A 14,350-nucleotide genomic window follows, 5' to 3' on the forward strand; every position below is an offset into this window, starting at 1 on the left:
TATTTCTTTATGTCTATATTACTTTACAATGCCTTTGAAAAGAAAATCATATCTAGTGCACGAATTCCATTTTCATAGATTGGCTCTGGGTAATTACTGAAAAAATCTTTTTCAATTGCTTCCATACGAAAACCAGCTTTTTGATAGAAGGCAATATTATCAATACTAGAATTTGCAGTTCCAACTATTATCGTTTTATATCCCTGAGATCGACAAACTGTTGTGATTTGTCGCAGTGCTTCTTTCCCAAGCCCTTTACCTTGATACTTCGGTACAATCGCAATATTTTTTAACTCAACTGTCGTATCAGACTGTTCAAGAAGTAACGCTACACCCGCTAACTGCTCGCCACATTTAATCTCATATAATTCACCATCATTTAAATATTCTCGAACAGCGACTTCACTTTCATCAGCTAATAATAATTGTGGTAAATAGTCTCCCCTTTCGCTTTCAACTTTTTCTAAACTTGTGCGATATCGGACAAAATCTTTGCGTTCAAAAACATTTAAAACACACGGTTGCTTTTCTTTAACCTCTAACCATGAATGCTCCTCAGGAAAATCATTTTCTACTCCTAATCGAACAAAAGGCAACTTCTCCTGTGCCTTTTGCGAGCGAATATTGACCATTCTAGCGCCTGCAAAAACACGCTCTAGCCCTAACTCAAAAAATGCTATATCTAAAATGGCCATTTTTGATTCAAGATTGTAGCCTTTTCCCCAAAATTCATAGCCAAGCCATGAACCAATATGACAGCTCTTTTTATTGTGATCAATAAACATTAACGCCGTCACACCAATAAGTTGTCCTTCTTCATCTAAAACAACACGAGGGACTGTCTTTCCAGCCTCTTCGTCCACACATTCACGTTTAATAAAGTTAATCGTATCTTCAACTTTGCCAACAGGTAACCCTAGTGCATCTCGAACCTGTGGCATGGAAGACAACGCATGCATTGCTTCAGCATATTTTATATCGTGTCTTACTAAAGTTACTGTCATATTCTATTCTCCTTTTACCATAATTTTGCCTTATTGCATCGGATTTTATTTCATCCTCTACCGGCATATGAAGTTATTATTCAGTTCAATTATACGTTAGCTGCCAGGATACACCGAAGCGATCCTGAACCCAGGCAAATTGCTTAGAAAATCCATAATTATCAAGTGGCATTAACGCCTGTCCACCTTCTAAAATTTGAGCTACCAGACTGCCGATTTCTTCAGCAGACTCACATTCCACATAAATAGATGTTGACGGCGTAAATGTAAAGTTATGCTTTATCGCACTATCATTGACCATAATTTTCAAACCTTTTAAATGAAGAACAGCCATTGCAACCTGTTGTGAGTTTTCCATATAAGTTAAGCTTTCTACCTGTAAATCGGAAAACCACTGTTGATACTGCTGAATAGCTTCATCAGCTTGTCCCTGAAACATTAAAAATGTAGTGGCACTTTTCATTTATTAATCTCTCCCTCGTATTTTGAAATCCATTGTGCTGGTGTCATTTTTGAAACAAGCTCTCCAATTAATTCATACGGAATAGTTTTAGTGCTTGTAAAACGAATACAGCTTTTCCCCATATTGAGCTTTGTCGGTACTCGTTTCATATATTCCTCTTGGAACCAGGAGAGCAACGCTGGATCTGAATAAATGCCCATATGATATACTGCAATATGGCGTTTTTGTGCAGCTAGGCTTATAAAGGGGAGAGGTGTATTTGGCGTGCAATGATAACCTTTCGGATACGTTGATAAAGGGACAACGTAGCTAATCATGTCATAATTCATACTTTCTTCAAAACCTTCTGGTAAGTTACTTTCGACCACATCCACAAGCTTGGCAAACCCCTCGCGCCATTTTTCATCCACTTGTTCAATATATGTGTTTTTCATATTCTGCCCTCTCTTCAACATAGTATTAGCGCTACCTGATCCTAAAGATCCATTCGTCATTTACGCCTTACCCTCGGCTTTTGCCTTACGATACAATTCCTTTGTTTTGTAGCCTAATCTTATAATTTCACGCATTTCTCCCAAGCGTGCTACCTGCGTTTCTTCCTTTTTCGCACTATAAATATAACGAGCCCAGTCCTTTTGATAGCCTGGTGTTAATCCATCGTAAAATGCTAAATCATCAGGATGTTCTGCAAGTGAATTACGCAATGGAGGAATCATACTTTCATAGTCACTTACGCACTGACTACTGGCTGTTTTTTTCTTACCTTGCCCCTTGCCATCTTTCTTGATGCTCAATATAGAGAACGTCTCATCTAACGACATAAGACTTGCAAATTTATAATCACTGCCTACAATATATTTTTCATCGTCCACTTGAATAGCCGGGAAAATTTCATCACGATGGATAAACTGTTCATATTTCTTATTTCCCTTTTTCGGATAAACAAAAAATAAATATCCCTGTTCTGTGAGCGTGTTTAACTTTAATGCATTTTGTAAATACGTTACCATTTCGTCAATATTAAACACAAAAGCAATCATACGATCATATGGCATTTCCCCTGATTGAGAAATCCCCTCTAGTATCAAATCCTGTGGCTGGTGATGAATTGCAATGGACAATCCATCCTTAAGTTTAAATTTCTTTTGCATAGCTTTGGCCCTCTTCTAATTTTCCTCTTGGTTTTGATAGTATAGCTGATTTAGTGAAATTTTCGTACCAAAAAACGCTCGAATATTTTCTCGAGCGTTTGAGATTTACTTTATTTTTATAGTGGCCACTATTCCTTTAATAATCGGAATAGCTGTTCCAATCAGCACTATTGGTAGGAACCACCACCCTAGAGACTCTGCCTCTCCTAGAGAAATACGCACCATTTGGAATGATATAGCTGCAAATAAAATTAGGCAGAAGTTTTTTACTTCGTTTAATATTTTTCGGCTATTCAAATAAAATGCCTCTACATTTCTTTCGTTTAAGCGTGCTGGGTAATTATGCATATGCGGGGCTTTTTCGAGTAAACCCAGGAAAATCCATAGAAAAATTCCGATAAACGGAAGTATGAGTAATTCCATTTTTGGGCCCCAACGGTCAACTTCTCCTGCACCATTAAAGTGACCTGGAATCTCTTCGGGTAATTTGCCCCACATGACAAAAATATAAAAAATGGATAGCACAAATAATCCGCCACCAATACAGTCCCATATCTTTTCATATTTTGTTTTTGGTAATTTCAAAATAGGTCTATACATCTTCCCACACCCTCGCTTACTTCTTTATTCATTCTACGTTGCTATCGCTCATCAAGTTTCAAATTTACGAAAATTGTCATAATTTAAAATGTTATATCGGTAATTATCCGCTTCCACTAACAGTAAAACGGCAATTTATTCTGCTTTTTTTATCATTCTAGCTACAACTTACTTCCTTTTTTGATACTATTGTTTAATGTAAAAATACTCATAATACTTTGTAAAATTCATATAATCTGATATAAATGGTATATATACATATTTCAAAATTTTGTAACATTTCTACTAAATTACTGAGAAAGGGAACTACAACTATGCGATTTACAATCTATAAGAAATTAATACTCGCTTTTTTTATTGTTATTTTAGTGTTAGTCGGCACAATCGGATTAAATATCAAACAACTTAATTCCGTAAACGAGACGTATCGTGTGTTACTCGAAGAACAAACAACTAAATCTCTTAGTATTCAAGAACTACAAGTGATTGCTAAACAAGAAATTGTAAGTATGAGGGGTTATCTATTACTTGGGGATAAACACAATCTTCAAAGTAATACAGAGTCACGTGAAGAATTTAAAAAGAAATATGATGAATTAATGGCATCGTTCGATTCTAAAAAATCTATTGAATTATTAGAGGCTATCAATAAAAGTGAGCAGGATGTCCAACGGTTCGCAGATCGCATGTTTTCATTAAGGGCTGCCGGAGAAACAGAGAAATATGAAAAACTGGATAGCACACAAGGCCGCCTGATTATTAAACAATTCGACGAACGCGTAGAAAACCTTGCCGACTATCAAGAAGAATATATAGCAGGGAAAATCGCTGCTACATCAAAAGAGATAGAAGCTATTAAATCCCAAATGATTATTCTTGGCGTGTTTGCTGTTGTCCTTAGTCTGATCATTGCTATTGTCATAGGAAGACTTATTTCCCGCCCTATTAAAGGTATGGCAAAGACTGCTAAAAAGATTGCTGAGGGCGATTTAACAGCTGAACAAATTCACATAAAAAATCGAGATGAAGTGGGTGATTTAGCGCTTGCCTTTAATCAAATGGCGCTAAATTTAAAGGATCTTATTACAAATGTACGTCATAACACCGTGCAGGTAAGTGGCTCTGCTGCTGAGTTAACCGCAAGTGCCGAGCAAACAATCCAAGCAACAGAACAAATTACTTCCTCCATACAAGAAGTTGCAAGTGGCTCCGAAGCTCAAGGCAAAAATGCTACTGAGAGCTCAGAGGCTATGAAAAATATGACAAAAGGCATTCAACAATTAGCTACAACCACAACTGCCGTTTCTGAACTGGCTATAGAAACAAATACAGAAGCTAACAAAGGGAATGAATCACTACACCGTGTAATTGCACAGATGGACACAATTAATTCAGCAGTTTTAGAATCTGCTAGCGTTGTGAAAAATTTAGGAAATCATTCCGTTGAAATCGGAAATATTATTGGCCTCATTACGGATATCGCGGAGCAAACAAATTTACTAGCACTGAATGCTGCAATTGAAGCGGCTCGCGCAGGGGAACACGGTCGTGGCTTTGCTGTAGTTGCCGAAGAAGTAAAGAAATTAGCGGATCAATCCAAGCAATCTGCTGAACAAATTGCCGGTCTGATTTCAGAAATACAACGAGAGACAAATCGTGCAGTTACCGTAATGGATAATGGAACACAAGAGGTTCAAATAGGTATGCAAGTTGTAAACGTAGCTGAAGAAGGCTTTTCAAAAATCGTTGACCTGATCGCACAAGTATCCAATCAAATCCAAGAGGCAACGACAGTTTCTGAAGAAATGTCATCAAGTGCTGAGCAAATTTATGCATCCTTCGATGAAATTGCAATCATTGCACAAACGTCTTCTTCAAATCTACAAAATGTAGCTTCTGCTTCTGAAGAACAACTAGCAACTATTGAAGAAGTTGCCGCTTCTGCTGCTACATTATCAAACATGGCCGAAGAATTACAAACACAGGTTTCACGTTTTAAGGTGGAGTAAAAATGATAAGAGTAGGTGCAACTCCCCTTCAGCAATGATTAACATTAACGGCCTTAACCTAGATTTATTAACGAAATAATAGCATTAATTTCAAAACTGTTAAAATCAATTTTTTCAGGTATTCAAGCATATTTTGATAATTCAAATGAACCCTAAGAAACTTGATTAATCTATCTTGTTTTTTCTCTAAAAAGGGAGAGGTATTAAATATGATACCTCTCCCTTCTATATTATTTTTATCTACTTATATGTCATTTCATGCTCAATTACGAAAAAGAAGGCACCAACTTGATACACCACTGAGATACTGCGGGAAGTTGCGCCCATCAACTGCTCGGGTAGCCGAGGAATCCGCTTAGGAAAAGCCGCTTATTTGTACTTTTCACTTAACGTTTGTAGCATCTCAATCACCGCTGCTTCCTCACTTGATACTTGTAAGGACGCAAGCTCACGCACTTTATGCTCACCTACACAGACACTTTCTTTTGCCTTTACAAACATTGACGCATCATTCGCATCATTACCAAACGCTATAAAATCACCTTCAGATATACCCAATTTCGTTAAACCATTCCATTTATCTATGCCATTCGGGCTCATATCTACAATATTTTCTGATGCATGTTCATATATCGAGATTGGTAACTTCTTTAACTCTATTAATATTTCATTTAGATGCTCTCCTGGAAATAATACAATTTTCACTATACCCTTAAGATCCTGTAATGCTACTTTTTTCGCAAGCTTTAGTGGATCTAGATTTTGATAAATTGGATGTGCCTCACTACCTGTATATGCATAATCCCAATCACCGTCTACTAAATACGGCAGTTGAAATGCTGAAATAATGTTTTGAATCTCTTCTACTATTTCTGCCTCAAATGCTGTTACCTCAAGTGTTTCGCCATTTCGTGCTACAAATGCCCCATTTCCCCCGACCATTGGAAATTGACGCATTGTTTCAGGTAATACCGGCAATAAATCACGAATTGGACGAGCTGATGCAAAGATGATTTCATGCCCATTTTCTATACAAGCTTCTAGAGCTCTAGTAATTCCCTCACTTAATGGTTGTCCCTTAAAACAAATCGTACCGTCTAAATCAAATACAAATTTCATAGTCACGCCTTCTTTCTAAACTATTAATTACCCAAATATTATCTCATAAATATTTACATTAATTGTGGAAATAATGATTATTATCATAACGTAGGGTTGATTTCCGTTCCGCCTGGGCGCTTTGTTGTTGCTGTCGTTGCACTTTCGCACAGATAAAACAATGCTGACGCTTCGCTTTCGCGCAGAGCAGAGCTTCCTGGGGGCGTCCGATGAGCCGCTTGGGGCAACAGATGTTTTTTGCGCGAAAGCGTAGTGCTAACGTAGCGGCAGCAGCAGGATGTTGGTCACGAAGGCGTTATCACAGGACGTGATGGTTTTAGCCTTCGTTCCTCTATCGCTAATCCCCAAGGAGTCGCCCAGCCTCCACTCCAATCAACCTATAATACATGGCATACGATTTAACAACATCATCCCCAAATTGCGGAGATAAGTCATAAATAAGAGGGCTTTTTATTATTATCAAATGATTGACTTTATAATAAATTGTTGCCCCATCACAACAAGACAGAAAAGAAATAATTTTTAGAATATTATTGACAAAAGGACAATATCAAAGTATCATTGCTTTCAACAACACATTGTAGGCCAAGATTGGAAATAGTAGAAATGGTAAGTGTACTTCTAGAGAGTCGGTGGTTGGTGCAAACCGATAGGCACACATTTTGAACTCGTCCATGAGCTACTCCCTGAACCTCGAGTAAGGGATGTCGGTTTCCTCCGTTAACGGGATAGACAGTGATGGCTGTCGATAAGGGGACTTTTTCTGTAAAGAGAAGGTCAATTAGAGTGGTACCGCGAGCATAAACTCGTCTCTATATTTTTATAGAGACGGGTTTTTTTATTTTTGTAAAAATCCATTGGCCTAGATGTAGATTCCGTCTCTATTGTGCAAGGCTGAGACATGATCAATATAATAACAACTACTACAAAAGGAGTGTTTGAAAATGGGAAGAAAAATTTGGGTGTTTGATACAACTTTACGTGATGGCGAGCAAGTGCCAGGTGCAAAACTGAATTTATACGAAAAGGTAGAGATAGCACAGCAACTCAAAAAATTAGGCGTCGATATTATCGAAGCCGGTTTCCCTGCTTCATCACAAGGTGATTTTGATGCAGTCAAAGCTGTTGCACAAAGAGTTGGTAATACAAGCGACATAATGATTACTGCTTTAGCACGTGCTGTAAAGGCAGATATTGATGCTGTTTATAACGCTGTAAAATACGCTGAAAATCCTATGATTCATATGGTACTTGGTACTTCAGATATTCATGTTGAGAAAAAATTTAGCAAGTCCAAAGATCAAATTCTACAAATTGGCGTGGATGCCGTAAAGTATGCAAAAACGCTTCTACCACAAGTCCAATATTCAACAGAAGACGCATCTCGCTCTGATTTTGAGTATCTTTGGAAAACGATTGAAGCCGTTATGAAGGCTGGTGCAACAATGATTAATGTACCTGACACAGTCGGCTTTGCAGAGCCAGAAGAATTTGGTGCTATGATTTATAAACTAAATGATCGCATGAAAAATTTAGACGATAGTGTTTTACTAAGTGTTCATTGTCATAACGACCTTGGTATGGCAACTGCTAACACGCTTGCTGCAATTAAAAATGGCGCTGACAAAGTAGAATGTACAATTAACGGCATTGGCGAACGTGCAGGTAATGCGGCCTTAGAAGAAGTTGTAATGGCGCTGAAAACACGTAGCTCTGTGTACAATGCTGAGACACGTATCAACACAAGAGAGATTATGAATACATCACGTCTTGTTTCTAGCTTTATGGGTCTAGACGTGCAAGTAAACAAAGCCATTACTGGAGATAATGCTTTTGCCCATTCATCTGGTATCCATCAGGACGGTCTTCTTAAATCACGTGATGCTTATGAAATTGTCCATCCAGAAGATGTAGGTCTTGACGATATGGAGCTAGTCCTTACAGCTCGCTCGGGGCGTCACGCAGTGAAAAATGCCCTTGAAAAACTTGGCTTCTCAAACCTGTCGGCGGATGAATTTGAAGGGATCTTCGAAGGCTTCCTGAAGCTTGCGGATGCGAAGAAAGAAGTTTACGATCACGATTTATACGTTATTGTGGAAAGCTACTATGAAAAACATGACGCAAACAATGCAAATGCCACTCATTATAGCGATCAGTTCTTTAATTTCGATGATTTACAAGTCGTCAGCAACGCGAGCTTCCCTTCAGCTAGTGTAAAAGTTCGTAAAGGTGACGAGGTGTATAAAGCTAGTGCTGTTGGCTCAGGTCCAATTGATGCCCTTTATTCAGCTATCGCAGAAATTACAAATATTGATGTAAAACTTGTGGAATATAATATTAATAGTGTTTCTCGTGGTAAAGAAGCGCTTGGTAAAGTAAAAATTACAATCGAGCACGAAGGCGAAAAGTATATCGCAAAAGCTGCAGATACAGATATTTTAAAAGCCAGTGCGCTAGCTTATATTAATGCCATCAATAGCATTGTGGTCGCTAAATTAACGCCTGTTATGAACTAAATGGATCAATTATGCCTCTGCATAATTGCGTCCGGAGGCTTAACTTCTTTCGCGGATGTTTGGACACCCGCTGAAAAGTGACTTTAAACCGCATTTATCTCACCACCTATAGAGGTGGGAGAATTCTGTACCTATCGCTACGCTTTCGGTTCAAAAGACATTTGCTGAAAGAAGTTAAAAGCAGTATGACAATATTGAGTCATACTGCTTTCGTATTTTTCCTATCGACTGCCTTCCACTAACTTTTGATATTCCTCTTCAATCAATTCAACATTAAGACGTTCAAACAGTGGTGTCACTTCACTAATGCTTTCTGGCAATTCTACTTGCTCACGCCACTTCACTTCATCTATGCCTAACATTTTTCTCACTTTCTCAGCTGACAGCGGTAAGAATGGATGTAGTAGCTGACCTAGATTAGCAATTATATAAACACATGTTGCAAGTGTCTGATTTCCAGCTTCCACATTGTCTTTCACCTGTAGCCATGGCTGTTGCTCGTCAAAATAATGATTAGCTGCACGAATATATTCAAAAATAGCCTCTAAAGCTTGTTTAAAATGACCCGCTTCAATATGAGCCCCAACATCATGAAACAGCTGAGTCGTGTACTTTTGAATAGTACCATCTACCTCCGCATGAGGAACTTTACTATCGAATGATTTCTCTAAAAACTTCAATGTACGATTAACAAAATTACCATAAGCGCCAAGTAACTCACTGTTATGACTATAAATAAATTCTCGCCAAGAAAAATCAGTATCACGGTTTTCAGGTGCGTTCATTGTTAAAAAATAACGAATAGAATCTGCATCATAACGACTTAAAATATACGGCACCCATACCGCCCAGTTTTGGCTCGTCGATAATTTTCGTTTTTCTAATGTTAAGTATTCATTGGATACAATATGTGAAGGTAAAGCCTTTGCTCCGATTCCCATTAGAATGGCCGGCCAAATAACTGTATGGAACGGGATATTATCCTTCCCATGCACATAATACGAAATCGTTTCTTCATTCCATAAATCTTCAATAGCTATTTGATGTTGCTTTGCCCATTCGATACTTGCGGTGAAATAACCTGCTACCGCTTCAATCCACACATATATTTTTTTGCCTTCAAAGCCTGGTACTGGTACATCTATTCCATTTGGCAAATCCCTCGTTACAGCTCGATCTGGAACCCCTTCTGCTAAGTAACGCTCCGTTAACCCAATAGCATTGTTGCGCCACCGTTTCTCAGTCTTTGCCTCTGCTAAATAAGATTCGAGCCTCCCTTGAAACTGACTAAATGCAAAATAAAAATGCTCTGTCTCCTTGATTATTGGCTCATTCCCACAAATTTTGCAGCGTTTATCAATTAAATCGAGCGGATCTAAAATTGTAGCGCAATGATCACATTGGTCACCTCGTGCCTTCGCACCACAGTTTGGGCATATCCCCTCTACAAATCGGTCCGGCAAAAACTGTTTATCCGTTTCACAATAGGCGTGTTCAATTTTCTTTTTATATAAAAAATTGTTTGCTAGTAGTTGTAAAAAAATTGTCTGAACAGATTCATGATGGTGCTTAGCGTCTGTTCTCGAATACAAATCATACGTAAATCCTAAATCATTGAAGCATTGCGTAAACTCCTCATGATAATGATTAGCAATAGCCTCCGTTGTCGTGTTTTCCTGTGCAGCCCGAATCGAAATCGGGGTACCATTACAGTCACTACCTGAAACATATAAAACCTTCTCGCCCTTTTGTCGGTAATATCTAGCCAAAATATCACCTGGTAATAATGCGGCAACATGCCCTAAATGCAATGAACCATTTGCATATGGCCATGCCCCTCCAATAACAATCGTCATCCTAAGTTGCTCCCCTCGAAAAAATTATAAAAAAGTGTAAGGTGTGTTGATTAACCATTTTTATCTAATCAACATACCTAAAAAAGTGTATAAAAAAACGTCCTAATCAAAATTGATTAGGACGAGTATACCCGTGTTACCACCTATATTTACAAATAGCTCACGCTATTTGCCTCCATCAGTGCGTCTCATTTTATCCATTATGCCTCGGCATAATTGCGTCCGGAATCGGCTTTGTGCTTGCACAAAGCACTCCTTTCCGATTCCGTGACATCCGCCGGAGGCTTAAACTTCTTTTAGCGGATGTTTAGACATCCGCTAAAAGAAGTGAGAGATACTGCCGCTGTTGTAACGAGTGCCCATCTCGTCGTAATCTACTCGCAAACTTGCTTTCGGTACGAAGCTCAAAGGTCATTTTCAAAAGGGGTCATTTACCTCATTTCCACCAACAGAGGCTCTCTATTTAACGCTTACCCAATTTACTTTTCCTTATCAACGCTTTTACTATATATTGGAATCATTTTACTATTTTTCCTTATGAATTGCAATGAATGTCGATAAATGACTGAAAACTTTCGATAAACCATTCATAGTTCTCGATAAAATGAAAAAGTTGGTCGATAAAATAGAAAATGTAGTCGATAAAATTTTATCCTAGCTTTATAAAAAGTAATTCTTTTAAATCATCAATGACGATGTCTGCTTTTTGTAATTCCGTTTCTTGTGCGAAGTCAAAGCGAACACCAACTGAGAGTAGCTGATTGTCAATAGCTGCTTGAATATCAGAAGAACGGTCACCAACTACCGATCCTTGTTGAATAGCATTTTCCTCCATGACCTTTTTCACTAAATCAGATTTATGACCACTCGAAATGGACTGAATGCTATATGTATCTTCGATAAAACGCTGTAATTGATAAGTTTCTACTATTGCTTGTAAATACTCAGTTTGTCCATTACTTGCTATAAATAAATGATAGTTTTCTGCCAAAGCCTCAAGTGTTTGCTCTGCATTTGGATACAATGCGCCCTGGCGATTACGTATTTGTTCAATAAGCTTAACATGGAATAATGCATTGCTCTCTTCACGTGTCTCTAACGTATGCATAGGACATAACGTTTCCCACACAACAGGTAATGGAACACCCATAATTTCTCGGTACTTCTCTATCGGTGTATCTCCCTGCCACAAGCCCTTTGCACGCAATACATCGAACGTTGCCGATAGTGCAGGCTCTAATATTAGATTTGTTTGAAATAAAGTGCCATCCATATCAAAAATAATCGCTTTTTTCATAAAAACACCCCTTCTAAATATTAACAAATTTATTAGAAGAGTTGTTGCAACTATTTGACATCAAAAACTCCATATGCGTTTTTTCCTTTTTATTGTTTCTCTTTAATGCCATTTAAAATAATATGCCCCTCTAGTTCCTAAAACTAAAGAGGCATATTATTTTTTAAGGTTCTAGAGGTACTACCATTTCTAATTCCTTTATTTCCTCCCAATAACCTTGCTCATTCGTCTTACCTGGTTTAAGCGTGAAATATTTCGGTATTTTTTCCATAGGAGGAAGTGCTAGTATAATATGGTGTCCATAATCCTTGGTCGCCCCCATTTGTATATTAGCCCCATCGTATAACTCCCCTTCACTATCAGTCACCTCAAACTCAAAAAATGGCCATTTATCATTTCTGTCTAATTCGCTTGGATAATCTACTAGGACATCTATACGTGTCGATAGTGGTGTGAATGATACCTGTGCAACGTTTAACTTATATAACCCATCATTAGTACTAGATTTTACATTTGGATGGAAGGTAATAACTTCTTCCTTTAATTTTTTAAGAGTAAAATCCACATGCCAATTACCTTTGTATCCAAATAAATCTCTTCCATCTAACGCGACTTCTATTTTATCCCCGTATATATCTGTATTTGATAACGTTAATTCATGATGTTCAATAATTGTGTTTTTATCAATATCATCCTGACCTGCAGAACCTATCGCAACATCTATTGGCTCCCCATTGATTGTTAGCTCACTCGTACCTACAACATCTTCTTTTAAAGAAACACCATTCTGCCCTGTATAAGCAACCGTAACTAATAATCTATTACCATCATATACCGCTTCTTCAACAGCCATTGTAAGACCTGCATGCTTATCCTTATTTCCTATTTTTGTCATCAGATGGTTTTGTTCAATTTTTTTAGCTGCTATATCCCCAAATTCAGCATAAATGGCTCCAATATAAGGTACATTGGCTAGTGCAGTTGCTATTGCGGGGGAGAAAAACCCCGAACCTAGTAGCGCTATGCACAATCCACAGGCAATAAGAAGAGGTTTTATAATTCTAATGTTCAGCTTCTTCCTTTTTGCTGCACTTATTGCCGCTTGCTCTCTCATCAGCAATTGTTGAAGTGGAATATCGATTCGATCAATAGGTTGATTATTATTTTCTTTACTCATACAAGTAGCCCTCCCTTAAGATTGGTTTTAACTCTTTCTTAGCTCTATTAATATAGGATTTCACTGTTCCTTCAGGACATCCCAGCATTTTTGCAATCTCTTTAACAGAGAAATCATGATAAAAGCGTAACCACATAATCGTTTTATACTTGGCATCTAATGTTTCAATAGCCTCTTTTAAATCCAATGAACAATTAACATTGTCCATATTTTGATTTCCAGCTAACTTTGCAAAAAACTCCTCATCTCCTGAAGTAAATTTTCTTGAATCTTTTCTAATAAAATCAATAGATTTAAAAACAACAATCTTAACAATCCACCCTGGAAAACTGCTTGGATGCTTTAACGTTTTCAATGTTGTATAGGCTTTATAAATAGATTCTTGATAAATATCAAGCGCATCCTGCTCATTTCGAACATACGAGTAGGCCGTGCGATATAATTTCTCACGCATTAAAGCAATCAACTGCTCAAAGGCTTCATCATCCCCCCTCTTTGCGCTTTTAACCAATTTTTCTATATCCACCGAATCTCCTCCTTCTAGCTACACTTTAAAGTCGTTTGAGAAAAGGAAAACGTTGCAAAAAAAAATAGATGTCCTCCTTTTACAGATAGAGACACCCATTTTTTAATTTTAATCAAAAAACTCCATATGTGTTTTTTCCTTCTTATAGTAATCCAATCGATCCTGTAAAGTCCCTGTATGGAATTCGAATTTATGACCGTCTGGATCTGTGAAATAAATCGATTTTTTATCTCTTACATCTCTTTGTCTACCTTCCAGAATGTTGACATTATGTTGAATTAGCTTTTCATACATTTTGTCAAAATCATCCTCATGGATAGAAAATGCGATATGAGTATAGGATTGATGTATTTCATTGCGTGGAATATCCTTTTCTACATTAAGAGCAAGCCACAGCCCATTTACATCAAAATAGGCTGTACTTCTCCCCTTCACTAATAACTTGGCGTCAAAAACTTTTTCATAGAATGCGATGGATTCCTCTAGATTTGACACAGAAAATAATAAATGATTAATGTTCTGGATTGTCATGCGTATGCTCCTAACTTTGAAATCGCTGATAGAAGTGTGATTATCGCTGATAAACTGTTTAAAATCGATGATAAATCCTATCCCACCGCTGATAAAACCTT

General features: G+C 37.6%; 14 protein-coding genes and 2 other annotated features. Of the genes, 2 read left to right on the plus strand and 12 right to left on the minus strand.

The genetic code is table 11. From position 1 onward, the window contains the following. Positions 1–23: 23 nt before the first annotated feature. From ACVWXS_RS02010 to ACVWXS_RS02030, 5 genes are all read right to left on the minus strand, one after another. On the minus strand, positions 24–1,004 hold the full coding sequence (locus tag ACVWXS_RS02010) for a GNAT family N-acetyltransferase (RefSeq protein WP_456955655.1): 981 nt from the start codon (positions 1,002–1,004) through the stop codon (positions 24–26). Between the two features lie 85 nt (positions 1,005–1,089). Further along, positions 1,090–1,467: a VOC family protein gene (locus ACVWXS_RS02015; RefSeq protein WP_402987727.1), complete on the minus strand. Its 378-nt coding sequence runs from the start codon at positions 1,465–1,467 to the stop codon at positions 1,090–1,092. Further along, entirely contained in the window at positions 1,464–1,901 is a 438-nt protein-coding gene (locus tag ACVWXS_RS02020) for a DUF1801 domain-containing protein (protein ID WP_402987729.1), read from the minus strand. Before ACVWXS_RS02020 ends, ACVWXS_RS02015 begins: the two co-directional genes overlap by 4 nt. Positions 1,902–1,961: 60 nt before the next feature. Continuing rightward, positions 1,962–2,618, minus strand: coding sequence for a YdeI/OmpD-associated family protein (locus ACVWXS_RS02025; protein WP_456955658.1), 657 nt, complete (start codon positions 2,616–2,618; stop codon positions 1,962–1,964). Between the two features lie 105 nt (positions 2,619–2,723). After that, positions 2,724–3,218: a DUF1648 domain-containing protein gene (locus tag ACVWXS_RS02030; protein ID WP_456955660.1), complete on the minus strand. Its 495-nt coding sequence runs from the start codon at positions 3,216–3,218 to the stop codon at positions 2,724–2,726. A gap of 314 nt (positions 3,219–3,532) precedes the next feature. Here ACVWXS_RS02030 and ACVWXS_RS02035 point away from each other — a divergent pair, with 314 nt between their 5' ends. After that, complete coding sequence (locus tag ACVWXS_RS02035) at positions 3,533–5,227, plus strand: methyl-accepting chemotaxis protein (protein ID WP_456955662.1); 1,695 nt, start codon at positions 3,533–3,535, stop codon at positions 5,225–5,227. A 369-nt stretch (positions 5,228–5,596) separates the two neighbouring features. Here ACVWXS_RS02035 and ACVWXS_RS02040 read toward each other — a convergent pair whose 3' ends face one another. Both ACVWXS_RS02040 and ACVWXS_RS02045 read right to left on the minus strand, forming a co-directional pair. Then, positions 5,597–6,346, minus strand: coding sequence for an HAD-IIB family hydrolase (locus ACVWXS_RS02040; protein ID WP_456955664.1), 750 nt, complete (start codon positions 6,344–6,346; stop codon positions 5,597–5,599). A gap of 83 nt (positions 6,347–6,429) precedes the next feature. Beyond that, complete coding sequence (locus ACVWXS_RS02045) at positions 6,430–6,573, minus strand: hypothetical protein (protein ID WP_456955666.1); 144 nt, start codon at positions 6,571–6,573, stop codon at positions 6,430–6,432. 351 nt (positions 6,574–6,924) lie between these two features. Further along, positions 6,925–7,163: a binding site (T-box leader), on the plus strand. A 127-nt stretch (positions 7,164–7,290) separates the two neighbouring features. Between ACVWXS_RS02045 and ACVWXS_RS02050 the strand changes: the two genes are divergently transcribed. Beyond that, the gene (locus ACVWXS_RS02050) at positions 7,291–8,862 is read left to right on the plus strand and encodes a 2-isopropylmalate synthase (RefSeq protein ID WP_427520406.1); all 1,572 of its coding nucleotides are present in this window, start codon (positions 7,291–7,293) and stop codon (positions 8,860–8,862) included. Between the two features lie 221 nt (positions 8,863–9,083). Here the strand turns inward: ACVWXS_RS02050 and metG are convergent, their stop codons facing one another. The 5 genes from metG to fosM form a co-directional block, all read right to left on the minus strand. Further along, entirely contained in the window at positions 9,084–10,718 is a 1,635-nt protein-coding gene (gene metG, locus ACVWXS_RS02055; protein ID WP_456955668.1) for a methionine--tRNA ligase, read from the minus strand. Positions 10,719–10,832: 114 nt separating this feature from the next. After that, positions 10,833–11,223, minus strand: a binding site (T-box leader). Positions 11,224–11,367: 144 nt separating this feature from the next. Continuing rightward, complete coding sequence (locus ACVWXS_RS02060; RefSeq protein ID WP_456955670.1) at positions 11,368–12,015, minus strand: HAD hydrolase-like protein; 648 nt, start codon at positions 12,013–12,015, stop codon at positions 11,368–11,370. Between the two features lie 163 nt (positions 12,016–12,178). Continuing rightward, entirely contained in the window at positions 12,179–13,192 is a 1,014-nt protein-coding gene (locus tag ACVWXS_RS02065; protein WP_456955672.1) for a DUF4179 domain-containing protein, read from the minus strand. Next, the gene (locus tag ACVWXS_RS02070; RefSeq protein WP_456955674.1) at positions 13,185–13,718 is read right to left on the minus strand and encodes a sigma-70 family RNA polymerase sigma factor; all 534 of its coding nucleotides are present in this window, start codon (positions 13,716–13,718) and stop codon (positions 13,185–13,187) included. The genes ACVWXS_RS02065 and ACVWXS_RS02070 overlap by 8 nt, the downstream gene beginning before the upstream one ends. A gap of 108 nt (positions 13,719–13,826) precedes the next feature. Beyond that, the gene (fosM, locus tag ACVWXS_RS02075; protein ID WP_456955676.1) at positions 13,827–14,249 is read right to left on the minus strand and encodes a FosM family fosfomycin resistance protein; all 423 of its coding nucleotides are present in this window, start codon (positions 14,247–14,249) and stop codon (positions 13,827–13,829) included. Positions 14,250–14,350: the final 101 nt, after the last annotated feature.

Source organism: Lysinibacillus sp. TE18511 (assembly GCF_054062295.1).

Bases quoted from the DNA above. Each gene is read 5' to 3' on its own strand.
- ACVWXS_RS02030 (WP_456955660.1), bottom strand. From the start codon at position 3,218: ATGTATAGACCTATTTTGAAATTACCAAAAACAAAATATGAAAAGATA.
- ACVWXS_RS02040 (WP_456955664.1), bottom strand. From the start codon at position 6,346: ATGAAATTTGTATTTGATTTAGACGGTACGATTTGTTTTAAGGGACAA.
- ACVWXS_RS02035 (WP_456955662.1), top strand. From the start codon at position 3,533: ATGCGATTTACAATCTATAAGAAATTAATACTCGCTTTTTTTATTGTT.
- ACVWXS_RS02010 (WP_456955655.1), bottom strand. From the start codon at position 1,004: ATGACAGTAACTTTAGTAAGACACGATATAAAATATGCTGAAGCAATG.
- ACVWXS_RS02060 (WP_456955670.1), bottom strand. From the start codon at position 12,015: ATGAAAAAAGCGATTATTTTTGATATGGATGGCACTTTATTTCAAACA.
- ACVWXS_RS02065 (WP_456955672.1), bottom strand. From the start codon at position 13,192: ATGAGTAAAGAAAATAATAATCAACCTATTGATCGAATCGATATTCCA.
- ACVWXS_RS02025 (WP_456955658.1), bottom strand. From the start codon at position 2,618: ATGCAAAAGAAATTTAAACTTAAGGATGGATTGTCCATTGCAATTCAT.
- ACVWXS_RS02015 (WP_402987727.1), bottom strand. From the start codon at position 1,467: ATGAAAAGTGCCACTACATTTTTAATGTTTCAGGGACAAGCTGATGAA.
- ACVWXS_RS02050 (WP_427520406.1), top strand. From the start codon at position 7,291: ATGGGAAGAAAAATTTGGGTGTTTGATACAACTTTACGTGATGGCGAG.
- metG (WP_456955668.1), bottom strand. From the start codon at position 10,718: ATGACGATTGTTATTGGAGGGGCATGGCCATATGCAAATGGTTCATTG.
- fosM (WP_456955676.1), bottom strand. From the start codon at position 14,249: ATGACAATCCAGAACATTAATCATTTATTATTTTCTGTGTCAAATCTA.
- ACVWXS_RS02020 (WP_402987729.1), bottom strand. From the start codon at position 1,901: ATGAAAAACACATATATTGAACAAGTGGATGAAAAATGGCGCGAGGGG.